This is a genomic window from Streptomyces diastaticus subsp. diastaticus, from assembly GCF_011170125.1.
Taxonomy (GTDB): domain Bacteria; phylum Actinomycetota; class Actinomycetes; order Streptomycetales; family Streptomycetaceae; genus Streptomyces; species Streptomyces diastaticus.
Map to the genome: position 1 here is coordinate 692,681 of NZ_BLLN01000005.1, position 13,739 is coordinate 706,419.

A 13,739-nucleotide genomic window follows, 5' to 3' on the forward strand; every position below is an offset into this window, starting at 1 on the left:
GGCTCGGGAATTTCCGGCCGGTCAGGCGCCGCCGGGGGCGGCCAGCTCCGGGTGCGCCTCCAGGAGGCGTCCGGGGGCGGCCTGCCGCCAGGAGTCGGTGAGGATGTCGCGGAGTTCGGCGAGGTCCTCGACGGCGGCGAGACGGACCCGGACCCACGCCGAGGACGCCTCGTGGTCGGCCACCCAGAACTTGTCCGGTTCGGCGAGGACCAGTTCGCCGCGTTCCTCCTTCGGGCAGCGGACGGCGACGGAGGTCTCGTCCTCGGGCATCGTGACGTACATCTTTCCCGCGACCCGGAAGGTCGGCATGGACCAGGCGATCTTCTCCGTGGTCTCGGGCAGCGAGAGGGCGATGGTGCGGGCGTCCTGGGCTTCGGCCATGGCCGGAGGGTAGGCGACGGCACCGACAAGGCCCGCCGCCCCGGTCACAGGGCGTGCGCGTCGAGCCAGCGGGTGAGGTCCTCGTGGACCTCGTCGCGGTTGGTCTCGTTGAGGATCTCGTGCCGGGCGCCCTGGTACACCTCGCAGGTGAGGTCCTCGACACCCGCGCCGCGCAGATCGGCGAGGAGGGCGTCGACCTGGGCCATCGCCTGGTGGCAGGGGTCGTCGGAGCCGACCGCGACGTGCACGGGCAGGTCGGCGGGCATCCGGGCGAGGCCGGCCGGGTCGTTGACCTTCTGGGAGGCGCGGAGCCAGTCGAGGCTGAAGCCGGCGCTGAAGGGGAAGCCGCACGCCTCGTCGGCGGCGTAGGCGTCGACCTCGGCCTCGTCGCGGGAGAGCCATTCGTAGCCGGTGCGGTGCGGGTAGGGCTCGTTGAAGGCGGCGAAGAGTTCGGGGACGAAGGACGAGACGTACGCGGGGCCGTGGGCCTCGATCTCCTGCTCCAGGCGGGCGGTGTCGCGTTCGGCGTCGGCACCGGGCAGGTCGCGGAAGGTGCCGGAGAGGAGGAGACCGGCGAGGTCGTCCGGGTACTCCTGGACGTAGTCGCGGGCCAGCATGGAGCCCATGCTGTGGCCGAGCAGCAGGACCGGGGCGCCCGGGTACAGGGCCCTGATCTGGTCGCCGACGGCCTTGAGGTCGGCGACGACGGCGCGCCAGCCGTCCTGTCCGGTGACGCCGAAGCCGCCGGTGAGCGGGGCGGTCGCGCCGTGACCGCGGTGGTCGGAGGCGACGACGCCGAAGCCGTGGCCGGTGAGGTGGCGGGCGAACCGGTCGTACCGCTGGGCGTGTTCCGCGGCGCCGTGGGCGATCTGGAGGAAGGCGCGGGGGCGCCCCTCGGGCAGCCAGGTGTAGGTGGCGACGGCGACTCCGTCGTGCGCGCTGAGGACCCCGGGACGGTGAGCGTTGCTGCCGGGTGCGGACGGGCTGGTCATCGTAAGGGCTCCCCTGGGTCGGCGTCGTCGGTGGCGCCCGGCCGGTGCCGGGCGTGCTCTGGCTGCCCCTCCCCGGTGCCGGGCCTCCTCATTCCTCGGCTGCGCCGACGGCCTGACGACCGCGGGGCCGACGGGCGGAGAACGGGTCGGCGCGACCGGGCGCGCGTGTCAGGATCGCCCGATGAGCACTTCACGGACCGAGTTGCTGGCCTGGCAGTCGGAGCTGACCTGGGCGCTGTTCACCCACCACCTGGACCGGCTGGAGCCGGAGGACTTCCTCCGGGAGCCCACCGCCCTCTGCTGGACGGTGCGTCAGGACACGGACGGCCGCTGGTGGCCGGACTGGGCCGAGACCGAGCCGGACCCGGTGCCCGTCCCGACGATCGCCTGGCTGACCTGGCACATCGGCTGGTGGTGGACGACCGCCACCGCCGTCGTACGCGGCGCCCGGCCGCCGGAACGGACGGAGATCGCCTGGCCGGGTGACGGGGCGACGGCCGTCGCCTGGATGCGCCGGCTGCGCGAGGAGTGGGCGGCGGCCCTCGACGGGCTGGACGACGCGGCGCTGGACGCCCCCTCGGCGTATCCCTGGGGCGCGGAGGCCGGTCTGACCGTCGGGCACACGGCGGCCTGGGTCAACGCGGAGCTGATGAAGAACGCCGCCGAGATCGGCCAGCTCCGGCTCCGGTACGCCGTATCCCGGTGACCGTGGTGCTCAGGGGCCTCCCGGGTCGCGGCGCTGGAGCTGTTCGGTCAGCTCGGCCGCCATCGCCTTGATGGTGTCGAGTCCGGCCCGGCCCCAGGGACGGGGCCGGGTGTCGACGACGCAGACGGTGCCGAGCACCAGGCCGGTGCGGTCGATGAGCGGGGCGCCCAGGTAGGAGCGGATGCCGATCTCGTCGACCACCGGGTTCCCGGCGAACCGCGGGAAGTCGCACACGTCCTCCAGCACGAGCGCCTTGCGCCGTGCCACCACGTGCGGGCAGTAGCCGTGGTCGCGGGCCATGTGCCGGAAGGCGCTCGCGGGTGGCGCTCCCCCGGCGAGCGGCCCGGCCGGGGTGTGCAGCCCGGCGAAGAACTGGCCCCCGGTGCCTATGAAGTTGACCATCGCGTACGGGGCGAGGGTGAGGTCGGCGAGCCTGGTGGCGAACGCGTCGAGCCCCGCGTCGGCGTGCCGGCCGAGGCCGAGCACTCCCAGCCGCTCCTCACGGGCCGGGGCCTCGGGGTCGGCGGGGGTCAGCAGCAGGTGGCCGAGCGGGTCGTACGTCACAGCCGTACTCCTCGGCTCTCGGCGGGGTACGCGGCGAGCAGGTGCCGGACGAGGGTGAGCAGGGCCTGCACGGCCGAGCTGGAGATCCGGGCGTCACAGCGGACGACGGGGACGTGCGGGCCGAGGTCGAGCGCCGCGCGTACCTCTTCGGGCCCGTAGCGGTGCGCGCCGTCGAACTCGTTGACGGCGACGACGAAGCTCATGCCGCGCTGCTCGAAGAAGTCGACGGCGGCGAAGCAGTCCTCCAGGCGGCGGGTGTCGGCGAGGACGACGGCGCCCAGCGCGCCTTCGGACAGCTCGTCCCACATGAACCAGAAGCGTTCCTGGCCGGGGGTGCCGAAGAGGTACAGGACGTGCCGGCTGTCGAGGGTGATGCGCCCGAAGTCCATGGCCACGGTGGTGGTGGTCTTGTTCTCCACTCCCTCCAGGCTGTCGGTCTCGGCGCTGATGGTGGTGAGGAGCTCCTCGGTGCTGAGCGGGGCGATCTCGCTGACCGCACCCACGAAGGTGGTCTTCCCGACCCCGAACCCGCCCGCGACCAGGATCTTGAGCGCGGTGGGAAAGGGGTCAGAGCCGTCGTCGTAGTCCATCGAGCACTGCCTCCAGCAGGGACCGGTCGGTGGGGTGGAAGTAGTCGGGGGCCCGCGTGGTCAGGGCGCCGCAGTCGACCAGGTCGGAGAGGAGCACCTTGGTGACGACGGCGGGCAGCCGCAGCTGCCCGGCGACCTCGGCGACGGAGGTCGGCACCTCGCAGAGCCCGAGGACGTCGCTGTGTTCGGGGCCGAGGTGGCCGAGCGGCCGGGTGCCGGTGGACATCACCAGGGACATCAGGTCGAGTGCGGTGGTCGGTCTGGTCCGGCCGCCGCTCACGGTGTACGGACGGACGAGGCGCCCGGCCGCCTCGTCCAGCCAGGGCCCGTCCTGCGGGAGGGCCATGGTCAGTTCCTCATCGCCGTGGGTTCGGGGGCGGGCCGGCGCGGCGGGGTCACCAGATAGGGCCGCACGCTCTTGACCAGCATCGCCATCTCGTAGCCGAGGACGGCGGCGTCCGCCTCCCGGCCGGCCAGCACGGTCAGGCAGGTGCCGGACCCCGCGGTGGAGACGAAGAGCAGGCTGGTGTCGAGTTCGACGACGACCTGCCGTACGTCGCCGCCGCCGCCGAAGCGCGCACCCGCGCTGCGGCCGAGGGAGTAGAGACCCGAGGCGAGGGCGGCGAGGTGGTCGGCGCTGTCCGGGTCGAGGCCGTGCAGGGCCTTGACCAGGCCGTCGGCGGAGAGCAGCACGGCACTGTGGGTGTGCGGGACCCGCTGGACCAGTCCGCTCAACAGCCAGTCGAGGTCGGAGGCATGGCCGGTCGGCGCATCGCTCGCCATGGTGGATCGACTCCTTGCATACATGGGGGAACCTGTGGGGCTACGGGTACGTGGAGACTCTCGGGAACGGGCCCGGGCGCCCGGCCTCACCCGGACCGGTGCGCGGGGCCGGCCTCGGGCGCGGGGCCGGCGGGCCGCTCGTCCTGGGCCTCGGCGAGGCCGATCCCCCGGCGGAAGGCCGCCATCAGCCCGGGATCGTGGCCGACGTGGGGCAGTTCGCCGGTGCGGGCGACAGGGCCGTTCCGCAGTTGCGGGGCGAGGTGTTCCTGGGCGCGGCGGCGGGGCAGGGCGGGCCGCTCGGGCGGCCGGTCCTGGAGGGCGTTGCCGAGGACCAGGGGGGAGGCGGCATTGGCCTCGACGGTGTCGCGGTGCTCCGGCCGGATGCCGGGGCGGGCCTCGGCGGGGGTCGGCCGCTGCTCCCCGGCGTCACGGACCGGCAGCGTACGGGGCCCGGGCACGGCGGGGCGGACCGTCGGGGCGGGTTCCGGCGGCGCGGCGTGCTGCCTCCGGGACACCGTCTGACGGCGGGTGGCGCGGGTCGGGAGGGGCGGCGGGGTGCCCTCGGCGGGGGCGGACGACCGGGCCGGGGCCTCGCCCGGGACGGCCCGCACCGACGGTTCGGGGACGTGGTGCGGCGGGCTCGGCGCGGGCTCCTCGTCGACGGGGAACGGGTCCGCGGCGGGCGGGCCGAGCGGCTGCTGGGCCGCCGACCCGGCCGACGGCGCCTCGGGGCCCTCACCGGTGGGCGCCGGCACGCCGGTGAGGGCCGCCGGAGCGGCGGCGTCGGGGACGGGCTCGGGGGCGGCCGGCGCGTCGGGCACGGTACCGAGCAGGGTGGCGGGCAGGACCAGGACGGCCTGGGTGCCGCCGTAGATGTTGGACTGGAGGCGGACGGCGACGCCGTGGCGGCGTGCGAGGGTGGCGACCACGTACAGGCCGATGCGACCGTCCTGGAGGAGGCTGGCGACGTTGACCTGGTCGGGGTCGGCGAGCAGCTCGTTCATCCGGCGCTGCTCGTCGCCGGGCATGCCGAGCCCGCGGTCCTCGACCTCGACGGCGACCCCGGCGGCGACGCGGCTGGCGCGCAGCAGCACCTGGGTGTGCGGGGCGGAGAACACGGTGGCGTTCTCGACCAGTTCGGCCAGCAGGTGGATGGTGTCGGCGACGGCGTGGCCGCGTACGTCGCCGTCGATCGGAGGTACCAGCTTGACCCGTGAGTACTGCTCGACCTCGGCGATGGCGGAGCGCAGCACCTCGGTCATGGAGACGGGCCTGCTCCACTGGCGGCGGGACATCGCACCGCCGAGGACCGCGAGGTTCTCGGCGTGGCGGCGGATGCGGGTGGAGAGGTGGTCGACGTGGAAGAGGCCCTTGAGCAGATCGGGGTCCTCGACCTGGTTCTCCAGTTCGTCCAGGAGCTGGATCTCGCGGTGGACCAGCGACTGGAGGCGGCGGGCGAGGTTGACGAAGACCTCGACCTTCTGTTCGCTGCCGGCCTGGCTGGAGAGCTGGGCCGCCTGGGACACCGCCTGCACGGCCATCCGGTGGGAGCGGTGGAGTTCTTCGCCGAGCAGGTCGAAGCCGTCCCCGCGCGGTGCGAGGGGACGGGGCTCGGCGGTGGGCCGCTCGCCCCGACGCAGGGCGTCGACGACGTCGCGCAGCTCGGCCTGGTTGCGGACGCTGGTGCGGCGCAACTGCCCGGCCCGGTCCAGGATGTTCCGCGCGGTGCGGTCGGCGGCCACGGCCGCGACGGCGATCCCGGTGAGTGCCACGGCGGCGGCTCCGGCGAGGATCGCCCAGAGCAGGTGGGGGCTTCCGCCGCCGCCGGCCGACCGGAGCGCGTAGAGCACCGCGGCGGCGCCGCTGAGGGATACCGCGACGGCCGGAAGGACCGCGATCCGCAACAGCTGAGGCCGTATGTGCGCCTCGGGGAGCTGCTGGGCGGCTCTGCCGTGCCGGCCGCCGCCCTCACGGCGGTCCGCCCGGGTGGCGGCCGGTGCGCGTAGTTGTGACATCGACGTCCTCGGAAGAAACCCCCCGGTCCGGCGTGGGGCGGGGGTGCGGTAGCGGGGCTCCTGGTGGGGCGCGGCGCCGGGGTGCGCGATGCGTGGCGGGCATGCGGCGCCGGTCCGCGAGGGCAGCGCGGACACCCTGGCGTGGGCTCCGCGCTACCTGACGGACACACACGGTAGTCATCAAAGCATCCCGCGTGGTGGGCGGTTGACCACTTGGACGGACAGCACCCCACTCCCGGACGACAGTTCGCACACCAGCACGAACCCTCGGTGGGGGCAGGCGTTCGAAGGCTCGCGGAGGCCGGCGCGGAGAGGAGCCGGACGACGCGCGGCTGCCCTGGCAGGGCTGTGCTCCGCACACACGTCCGGCGTGGACCACACAGGTGCGGGCGCTGTGCGCGAGCGCGCGAAGCGAAGGCACGGGCGACACCTCCCCGACGCGCCCCGGGAGCCGAAGCGTCAGGGCGACCGCGAGGCGGAGGGACCCGAGGGGGGTGGCCGAGGTCGTGCGGTTCTCTCACCCGCGGGGCCTGACTCGCGGCGTCGTCGCCTGGGCCGACGCACTGCGCACGGCAGGCCACACGGCCCACACGCCCGACCTGTTCGAGGGGGCACCTTCAGCTCGCTGGAAGAGGGCGGCGATCACGCCGGGGGCGTCGGCTCCGGCGAGATCACCGAACGCTGCGCGCGGGCGGCCGGGCACCTGCCCGGGGACGTCCTCCACGCCGGCCCGTGCTGCCCGCCCAGCAGCTCGCCCGGACCCGGCGGGGCACGCTGGGCGCGCCCCCGGTCCGTGCCCGTGTCCCCGTCCCGGAGTTCGGCACCGCCCGGCCACGCGGCGTACCGGTGCAGGTCCACGCGACGGAGGGCGACCCGCTTCTCCCGAGGACATCGAGCCGCCCGCGCACTCGTCGCCGGCCACGCCGGCACGCAGCTGTTCCCGTTCCCCGGGGACCAGCACCTCTTCGCGGACGCTTCGCCGCCTTCCGATCGCGGCGGGCGGGGTGACGACGGTGCCGGACAGCGGCGGCCGCCACGGCCACGGCGGGCGGGCGGCGTGGGCGGTGGGCTTGAGGCCCGGTCGTCGACGACGGCGGAGCGCGCCCGCGCCGAGCGTCTCGGCGCGGGCGGGCGGGGCGGCTCGCTCGGCCGTCCCACCCGGGCGGGGCTCAGCTCTCCGGGGCCGCCAGGTCCAGCGCCACCCGCGGTTCCTCGGCGGGCGGCCAGGTCTCCCAGCCCCCCTGGGGTGCATTCGCGGCCACGGCCCGCCACCAGGGATCGGCGGCGGGGGCGCGGGCCGGGACGACCGGCTCGCCGGGGCGCGGTGTGATGACCTGCTGGCCCGCCCGGCGGGCGGCGGACAGGGTGCGCTCGGCCGGTTCCTCCCAGGGGTGCAGGGCGAGGTTGAAGGTGCCCCAGTGGATCGGCAGCAGCACACCGTGCGGCGAGCCGCCCTGGAGGTCGAGCTGGGCGCGCAAGCCCTCGTCGGGCGTCATGTGGATGTCCGGCCAGGGCCCGGGGTCCCGCGTGGCGCCACCCCGGCTGTACGGCAGGAACTCGCTGTACGCGCCGATCTGGATCATGGTCGCGTCGAACGGGCCGTGCTCGGCGCCGATGTCCCGGAAGCCGGGGAAGTAACCGGTGTCGCCGCTGTGGAAGACCCGGTGGTCGCCGCCGCGCACGGACCAGGAGGCCCAGAGGGTGTGCTGCTGGTTGCGCAGGCCGCGCCCGCAGAAGTGACGGGCCGGGGTGGCGGTCAGGGTGACCCCGGCGACCTGCGTGGCCTCGCGCCAGTCCAGCTCCCGCAGCCGGCCGGCGGGGACGCCCCAGCGCTCCAGGTGCGCGCCGACGCCGAGGGGGACCACGAAGACCGTGCCGGTGCGCAGCAGTGCCCGGATGGTGGGCATGTCGAGATGGTCGTAGTGGTCGTGGGAGATCACCACGGCGTCGACCGCCTCCAGGGCCCGCAGCGGCACCGGCGCCGGGTGCAGGCGGCGCGGCCCGGCGAACCCGAACGGGGAGCAGCGCTCGCCCCAGACGGGGTCGAAGAGCAGCCGCGCGCCGTCGATCTCGACGAGGACACTGGAATGGCCCATCCAGGTGAGCCGCAGCCCCTCGGCGGGCGGCCGGGCCAGGTCCGCGACGGTGGTGGGGTGCAGCGGGACCGGGCCCGCCGGAGCCCGACGCGCGCGGGCCTCCTTGCCCAGGTAGGCACGGACCAGGTCGCGCGGCGTCGCCTCGGACGGGGTCGGCGGCCCCCCGTCCGGGTTGCGGAACGAGCCGTCCGCGAAATTCGGCGAGCTGCGGATACGCCGCAGGCGCTCCCCCGAGGGGTCGCCGCCGAACGAGGCGGGCCGCAGAGCGCGGAGCGCGGGATTCGGGCTACGGAAACCGGACACGGTGCCTCCAGAACTGCGGTCAGATGTTCCATTGTCGACCAGACCACCGCACGGGGCCGGTGCGACGTCCTCCGCTCAGGCCGTCGCACCGGCCCCCCACGACCCGGCCGCGCACCGCCGACCACCGACGCCTTCCACCCTTTCCCCCGCCGAAACGGACCGGCCACGGGCCACGGCGGCGGCCCGGGAGAGCCTCGCCCGAAACCTCCGGACACGTCCACGCGGAGCGGGCGACGCCCGCACCGCCGGCCGCCCGCACCGCAGTCGGAGTCCGGCCCGGGCGGGCCGGACCGCGGCCGCCTCGCGCCTCCGCGCCGACGGCGGATCCCTGTACCGTGAGCCGCGGTCGGCCGCTCTTCGTCGTCCACACACTCGCGACGACCAGCCGTGCCCCCGTCCGTCCGTCTCGACAAGGAGCGTCGCGTGACCGATCGTCCAGACACCCAGGAAGCCCGGACCGACGAGGACGACGTGCGCCTCATCGAGGAGATCTTCGCCGAGCTGGGCTCGGCCTTCGCCGAGCACGACGCGGCGAGGTTCGACGAACGGTTCACCGCGGACATCGTCTTCACCGCGGTGAACGGCGTGCGTTTCTTCGGGTGGGAGGAGATCCACGCGTATCACCGCGAGCGCCTGACGGGACACGCGGAGGGAATCAGCACCTGGTACGAGATCGAGCGCGTCACCTTCCCGGCCCCGGACGTCGCCGTGGTCTTCTTCCGGCAGCCCGTCGTCGTGTCCGGCCATGAGCGCGCCAACGTGGGGACGTGGGTGCTGGTGAAGAGGGAAGGACAGTGGTGGATCTCCGCGGGCCAGAACACCGGTGTCGCCGTGACCGCGTGACCAGGCGCCAGGCGCGCGGGCCCGTCACGCGCTCCCCTCAGGGTCCGCGCGAGGCCGTGCCCTCCGGCAGGGGCCGGCGCGCGGCCTGCGGCACGGCCGCGCGCCCCCGAGCGAAGCGCGCGGCGCCGCCGCCCGGGAAAGCCCGGCCGGCGCCGGGGCCACCGCGTCCCGCGCCGCCGGGTACGCCACACGCCCGGCGCCCGGTCCGGAGCCGCGGGCTCAGAGCGGCAGCAGGTCGGGCCGCTTGGCGGTGACGTGGTCGCCGGAGGAGACCCCGCGCAGCCGCCGGCCGATCCACGGCACCAGGTACTCGCGGGCCCACTGGATGTCGTCGCGGCGCCCGTCGAGCGGAGTGCGCGGCGGCTGGGCGGGCCACTCCTGCTCGGGGTCGGCGGGGACGTCGAGCCCGAGGATCTGGGCGGCGCGCAGCGCCACCCGGGTGTGGCCCTCGGCGGAGAGGTGCAGCCGGTCGGTGTCCCAGGCCCGCCGGTCCTGCACGGAGCGCAGCGACCAGAGGTCGAGGACGGGGCAGCCGTACCGGTCGGCGATGGCCCGGACGTGACCGTTGTACGTGGCGACCTTGCCGCGCAGGTGCTTGAGGACCGGGACCCCGCGGGTGTCGAAGCCGGTGGTCAGCATCACGGTCCCGACGTCCGAGGTGAGGGCGGTGACCGCCTTCTCGAACCGCTCGGCCAGGTCGTCGGGGTCGGTGCCCGGGCGGATCACGTCGTTGCCCCCCGCGCAGAAGGTCACGAGGTCGGGCGAGAGTTCACGGGCCCGCGGCACCTGGTCGGCGACGATCTGGTCGAGCAGCTTCCCGCGCACCGCCAGGTTGGCGTACCGGAAGGCGTGTTCGGGCTGCCGGTCGGCGAGCAGGACGGCCAGGCGGTCCGCCCAGCCCACGAAGGCGCCGTCGGGGCCCGGGTCCCCCACCCCTTCGGTGAAGCTGTCGCCGACTGCCGCGTAGGAGGTGAAATCTGGAGGAAGGGAAGTCGTCTCTGCTGTCACGCCGCACATCATTCACCTCGTGAAGTGAGTTACGCCACCGTAGGAAGGGGTTGACGCGGGTGACAAACACCACCGCGCGAAGTCGCCCCGGAGCGGAATAGATGCACGGGGCACCCAGGCGGCCGGGAGGGCGGTCGCTCGGCCCGGCGTGCGCCCCGCCCGTGCCGCCGCCGCGCCCCCTGTGCCCGGGTCGGGGCGGACCGGGGCACGTCCGCGCCGGCCACGGGTGCGAACACCTGTCGTATCGTCGAGGCGCGCCCGCCCGCACCCGAGCGGCGGCCGACCGGGAGGAGCCCACGTGACGCAGCAGTCCCCGTCGACGAGGTCGGAGTCGATGCCGGAGCCGGAGCTGACCGGGGTGCGGAACTTCCGTGACGTCGGTGGCCTGCCGACGGCCGACGGGCGCCGGGTGCGCGCCGGGCAGCTCTTCCGCAGCGGCCACCTGGCCCACGCGACCGAGGCGGACTCGGGCTTCCTCAGCGGGCTCGGCCTGCACACCGTCTTCGACTTCCGCAACAGCGCGGACCGGGCGCTGGACGGCCTCGACGTCGAGCTGCCCGGGGTACGCAACGTGAACATCCCGCTGAGCGACCCGGCGGACGGCGCGGGCTTCTGGAAGATGGTCCGCGAGGGCGACCTGCCGCAGCTCCGCTCGCTGCTGGGCGACGGCAAGGCCGAGCTGCGGATGACCACCTCGTACCGCGAGATGGTCACCGGGCGCACCGCCGAGCACAGCCGGGTCCTGCGCGCGCTCGCCGAGGAGAGTGTCCCGGCACTGATGCACTGTGCGGCGGGCAAGGACCGCGCGGGGCTCTCCGTCGCGGTCACCCTGCTGGCGCTCGGCGTCGGCCGCGAGGCGATCGAGGCGGACTACCTGGAGTCCAACGCACTGCACCGCCGCTACCGGATACGCCGCGCCTCCGACTCCCCCGACGCGCTGTCGCCGGAGGTGATGGAGCTGCTCAGCCCGCTCTTCGAGGCCCGCACCACCTACCTCGCGGCGGCCTTCGAGACGATCGACGCCACCTGGGGCGGCACCGAGCGGTACCTGACCGAGGGGCTGCGGCTCACTCCCGGACTGCGGGAGCAGCTGCACGGCCGCCTGCTGGAGTGAGCCGGGGGCTCACTGGGCCCTGCTGCCCACCTCGAAGAGCAGGTAGAGGAAGCCGCCCAGGAGGTGGCCGACCACCACGTAGACCAGGAGCCTGATCCACAGGCTCGGCGGCAGGCGCTCCTCCATGTCGCGGCGAGGGCGGGCCCGCTCCCCCTCGGTGGTCACGGCGGTCTCGGGTTCGGGTCGCTCGCTCATGCGGGGCCTTTCGGGTTCGGGTGTCCCGGGCCGAGGCACGGGGCGCCCGGGCTCTGGAGCAGGGTGTGGACGAAGAGGAGTTCGGCGCCGTCGTCGTCGGCGGCGCCGATCCGGTGCGGGGTCAGCGAGTCGAAGTGGGCCCCGTCACCGGGGTGCAGCAGGTGGTCGCTGTCGCCCAGCCGCAGCCGCAGCCGCCCCCGCAGGACGTGCAGCCACTCCTCGCCCGGGTGGACCCGCACCATGTCGCCCTGCGCGCCGTAGGGCACCCGCACCCGCAGCGCCTGCATGGCGCGGCCGGAGCCGCCGGCCGGCCAGTAGGTCCAGCCCCCGGCGGGGGCCGGCTCGGCCTCGGCGCCCCGGATCACGGCGTGCCGGTCGCCCCCCGTCTCGCCGAGCAGTGCGGAGACGGTCGTACCGTAGACACGGGCCAGTGCGAGCAGCATCGGCAGGGAGGGCTGGCGCTGCCCGGTCTCCAGCCGGGAGAGGTGGGCGGCCGAGAGTCCGGCACCGCGGGCCGCCGTCTCCAGGGTGTGGCCGGCGCGGCGCCGCAGCTCACGCAGGTGGGGTGCGACGGCGGGGAGGTCGCCCGGGACGTCCGGACGGTCGCTGCTCATACCGTCATTGAGCCAGATTCATGCCTCCGGGGCAAGTTTCTTACCTGAGAGGCAAACCGCCCGCCGTCATGCGGCGGCCGGGTCGGCGCCCGCAGGTCAGCGGGTCACCGCCTGCCTGACCAGGGTCCGCCCGAACTCCCACAGCAGCCCGCCCTCGTGCGCCTCGTCCATGACCTGGGTGAACGCGTCCACGAAGCGGTCCACGTCCGCCTCGTCCACCACCAGCGGCGGGATCAGCTTGATCACTTCCAGGTGGTCGCCGGAGACCTGGGTGAGGATGCGGTGGCGGTGCAGCAGGGGGGCCACCACCATCTGCGCGAAGAGCCCCTTGCGGGCCGCCTGGAGCATCGCCCACCTGCTGCGCAGCCGCAGTGACCGGGGCCGGCCGAACTCGATGCCGATCATCAGCCCGCGCCCGCGTACCTCGTGCAGCAGTTCGTAGCGCGGGACGAGGGCGGCGAGGCGGGAGCGCAGCCGCTCCCCCACCCGGCGGACGTGCGCCACGGTGTCCTCGCTCTCCATGACGGCGAGGACGGCGAGCCCGGCGGCCATCGCCTGGGCGTTGGCGCCGAAGCTCGCCGAGTGGACGAGGACCCGGTCCATCGAGGAGTACACCTTGGTGAAGACCTCGTCGGTGCCGAGCGTGGCGCCGACCGGGACGTACCCGCCGGAGAGCGCCTTCGCCAGGCAGACCAGGTCGGGTTCCACACCGGCTTCGTGCTGGTGGGCGTGGAAGTCGCCGGTGCGGCCGAGCCCGGTCTGCACCTCGTCGGCGATGAGCAGCGCCTTGTGGCGGTGGAGGAGTTCCTGGGCGGCACGCAGGTAACCGGGCGGGGCGGCGTGCACGCCCTTGCCCTGGATCGGCTCGACGATGAGAGCGGCCACGTCCCCGGCCCGCAGTTCGCGGCGGAGCGCGTCGAGGTCGCCGAGGGGCACGGCCGTGTCGGGGAGCAGCGGCCCGAAGCCGTCGCGGAACGAGCGTTCGCCGTTGACGGAGAGGGATCCGGTGGTCAGGCCGTGGAAGGAGTGGGCGCAGTGCAGGACGCGCGGCCGGCCGGTGGCGCGGCGGGCGAACTTCAGCGCGGTCTCGACGGCCTCGGTGCCGCTGCTGGAGAAGAAGGCGCGGTGCAGGTGCGGGGTGTGGGCGAGGAGCCGCTCGGCGAGCAGGCCCGGCAGTGGCGGGCAGTCGAAGCGGGTGAGGTCGGCGAGGGAGAGGTCGAGGACGTCGTGCAGGGCCTGGCGGATCACCGGGTGATGGCGCCCGAGGCCCATCACGCCGAACCCGGCGAGCATGTCGAGGTGGTCGTTGCCCTCGGCGTCCCAGAAGTGGGCGCCCTCGGCGCGCTCGTAGACCTTGTCGAAGCCCAGGGTGCGCAACATGCGGGGCAGCTGCGGGTTGAGGTGGCGGGCGTGCAGCGCGTACCGCTCACCACCGCGCTCGGTGAGGAGCCGCCGCAGGTCGAAGGCGGGGGCGGGCCCGGCGCCGGTCGCCGGTGTGCCGCCGTCGACGGTGGTCATGGGTGGGTCCCCCTCTC

General features: G+C 74.7%; 15 protein-coding genes. 3 read left to right on the forward strand and 12 right to left on the reverse strand.

Going from position 1 to position 13,739, the window contains the following annotated elements; all coding sequences use genetic code 11:
• Positions 1 to 21 precede the first annotated feature (21 nt).
• Both Sdia_RS20605 and Sdia_RS20610 read right to left on the reverse strand, forming a co-directional pair.
• Positions 22 to 381, reverse strand: a complete 360-nt coding sequence (locus Sdia_RS20605; protein WP_100454362.1) for an MmcQ/YjbR family DNA-binding protein — start codon at positions 379 to 381, stop codon at positions 22 to 24.
• A gap of 44 nt (positions 382 to 425) precedes the next feature.
• On the reverse strand, positions 426 to 1,373 hold the full coding sequence (locus Sdia_RS20610) for an alpha/beta fold hydrolase (protein WP_189499882.1): 948 nt from the start codon (positions 1,371 to 1,373) through the stop codon (positions 426 to 428).
• A gap of 181 nt (positions 1,374 to 1,554) precedes the next feature.
• Here Sdia_RS20610 and Sdia_RS20615 point away from each other — a divergent pair, with 181 nt between their 5' ends.
• A complete protein-coding gene (locus Sdia_RS20615) occupies positions 1,555 to 2,079 on the forward strand; it encodes a DinB family protein (protein WP_100453704.1) in 525 nt (174 codons plus the stop codon).
• Positions 2,080 to 2,088: 9 nt separating this feature from the next.
• Here the strand turns inward: Sdia_RS20615 and Sdia_RS20620 are convergent, their stop codons facing one another.
• The 6 genes from Sdia_RS20620 to Sdia_RS20645 all read right to left on the reverse strand — a co-directional run bounded on the left by Sdia_RS20620 (position 2,089) and on the right by Sdia_RS20645 (position 8,430).
• Positions 2,089 to 2,643, reverse strand: coding sequence for a GAF domain-containing protein (locus Sdia_RS20620; protein ID WP_100453703.1), 555 nt, complete (start codon positions 2,641 to 2,643; stop codon positions 2,089 to 2,091).
• Positions 2,640 to 3,233 (reverse strand): GTP-binding protein, encoded by a 594-nt coding sequence (locus Sdia_RS20625; RefSeq protein ID WP_100453702.1) that lies wholly within the window; start codon positions 3,231 to 3,233, stop codon positions 2,640 to 2,642. Before Sdia_RS20625 ends, Sdia_RS20620 begins: the two co-directional genes overlap by 4 nt.
• Positions 3,211 to 3,579 (reverse strand): DUF742 domain-containing protein, encoded by a 369-nt coding sequence (locus tag Sdia_RS20630; RefSeq protein ID WP_100453701.1) that lies wholly within the window; start codon positions 3,577 to 3,579, stop codon positions 3,211 to 3,213. Before Sdia_RS20630 ends, Sdia_RS20625 begins: the two co-directional genes overlap by 23 nt.
• A 2-nt stretch (positions 3,580 to 3,581) precedes the next feature.
• Positions 3,582 to 4,016 (reverse strand): roadblock/LC7 domain-containing protein, encoded by a 435-nt coding sequence (locus Sdia_RS20635; protein ID WP_100453700.1) that lies wholly within the window; start codon positions 4,014 to 4,016, stop codon positions 3,582 to 3,584.
• 86 nt (positions 4,017 to 4,102) lie between these two features.
• Entirely contained in the window at positions 4,103 to 6,031 is a 1,929-nt protein-coding gene (locus tag Sdia_RS20640; protein WP_115069277.1) for a sensor histidine kinase, read from the reverse strand.
• Positions 6,032 to 7,200: 1,169 nt separating this feature from the next.
• Positions 7,201 to 8,430 (reverse strand): MBL fold metallo-hydrolase, encoded by a 1,230-nt coding sequence (locus tag Sdia_RS20645; protein ID WP_115069275.1) that lies wholly within the window; start codon positions 8,428 to 8,430, stop codon positions 7,201 to 7,203.
• 423 nt (positions 8,431 to 8,853) lie between these two features.
• Here Sdia_RS20645 and Sdia_RS20650 point away from each other — a divergent pair, with 423 nt between their 5' ends.
• A complete protein-coding gene (locus Sdia_RS20650; RefSeq protein ID WP_181844085.1) occupies positions 8,854 to 9,273 on the forward strand; it encodes an SgcJ/EcaC family oxidoreductase in 420 nt (139 codons plus the stop codon).
• Between the two features lie 219 nt (positions 9,274 to 9,492).
• Here the strand turns inward: Sdia_RS20650 and Sdia_RS20655 are convergent, their stop codons facing one another.
• On the reverse strand, positions 9,493 to 10,290 hold the full coding sequence (locus tag Sdia_RS20655) for an SGNH/GDSL hydrolase family protein (RefSeq protein WP_100453697.1): 798 nt from the start codon (positions 10,288 to 10,290) through the stop codon (positions 9,493 to 9,495).
• Between the two features lie 289 nt (positions 10,291 to 10,579).
• Between Sdia_RS20655 and Sdia_RS20660 the strand changes: the two genes are divergently transcribed.
• Positions 10,580 to 11,395, forward strand: coding sequence for a tyrosine-protein phosphatase (locus Sdia_RS20660; RefSeq protein ID WP_371874283.1), 816 nt, complete (start codon positions 10,580 to 10,582; stop codon positions 11,393 to 11,395).
• A gap of 9 nt (positions 11,396 to 11,404) precedes the next feature.
• Here the strand turns inward: Sdia_RS20660 and Sdia_RS30635 are convergent, their stop codons facing one another.
• From Sdia_RS30635 to Sdia_RS20675, 3 genes are all read right to left on the reverse strand, one after another.
• Complete coding sequence (locus Sdia_RS30635) at positions 11,405 to 11,590, reverse strand: DUF6126 family protein (RefSeq protein ID WP_115069273.1); 186 nt, start codon at positions 11,588 to 11,590, stop codon at positions 11,405 to 11,407.
• Entirely contained in the window at positions 11,587 to 12,204 is a 618-nt protein-coding gene (locus Sdia_RS20670) for a helix-turn-helix domain-containing protein (RefSeq protein WP_115069272.1), read from the reverse strand. The genes Sdia_RS30635 and Sdia_RS20670 overlap by 4 nt, the downstream gene beginning before the upstream one ends.
• Positions 12,205 to 12,300: 96 nt before the next feature.
• Positions 12,301 to 13,722 carry an aspartate aminotransferase family protein gene (locus Sdia_RS20675; protein WP_100453693.1) on the reverse strand — a complete coding sequence of 474 codons (1,422 nt, stop codon included), beginning with the start codon at positions 13,720 to 13,722 and terminating at the stop codon, positions 12,301 to 12,303.
• Positions 13,723 to 13,739 lie beyond the last annotated feature (17 nt).

What these genes read in the sequence shown, in the direction of transcription:
- Sdia_RS20605 (WP_100454362.1), bottom strand. Translation starts at nt 381, where the DNA reads ATGGCCGAAGCCCAGGACGCCCGCACCATCGCCCTCTCGCTGCCCGAG.
- Sdia_RS20610 (WP_189499882.1), bottom strand. Translation starts at nt 1,373, where the DNA reads ATGACCAGCCCGTCCGCACCCGGCAGCAACGCTCACCGTCCCGGGGTC.
- Sdia_RS20615 (WP_100453704.1), top strand. Translation starts at nt 1,555, where the DNA reads ATGAGCACTTCACGGACCGAGTTGCTGGCCTGGCAGTCGGAGCTGACC.
- Sdia_RS20625 (WP_100453702.1), bottom strand. Translation starts at nt 3,233, where the DNA reads ATGGACTACGACGACGGCTCTGACCCCTTTCCCACCGCGCTCAAGATC.
- Sdia_RS20630 (WP_100453701.1), bottom strand. Translation starts at nt 3,579, where the DNA reads ATGGCCCTCCCGCAGGACGGGCCCTGGCTGGACGAGGCGGCCGGGCGC.
- Sdia_RS20635 (WP_100453700.1), bottom strand. Translation starts at nt 4,016, where the DNA reads ATGGCGAGCGATGCGCCGACCGGCCATGCCTCCGACCTCGACTGGCTG.
- Sdia_RS20640 (WP_115069277.1), bottom strand. Translation starts at nt 6,031, where the DNA reads ATGTCACAACTACGCGCACCGGCCGCCACCCGGGCGGACCGCCGTGAG.
- Sdia_RS20655 (WP_100453697.1), bottom strand. Translation starts at nt 10,290, where the DNA reads ATGTGCGGCGTGACAGCAGAGACGACTTCCCTTCCTCCAGATTTCACC.
- Sdia_RS30635 (WP_115069273.1), bottom strand. Translation starts at nt 11,590, where the DNA reads ATGAGCGAGCGACCCGAACCCGAGACCGCCGTGACCACCGAGGGGGAG.
- Sdia_RS20670 (WP_115069272.1), bottom strand. Translation starts at nt 12,204, where the DNA reads ATGAGCAGCGACCGTCCGGACGTCCCGGGCGACCTCCCCGCCGTCGCA.
- Sdia_RS20675 (WP_100453693.1), bottom strand. Translation starts at nt 13,722, where the DNA reads ATGACCACCGTCGACGGCGGCACACCGGCGACCGGCGCCGGGCCCGCC.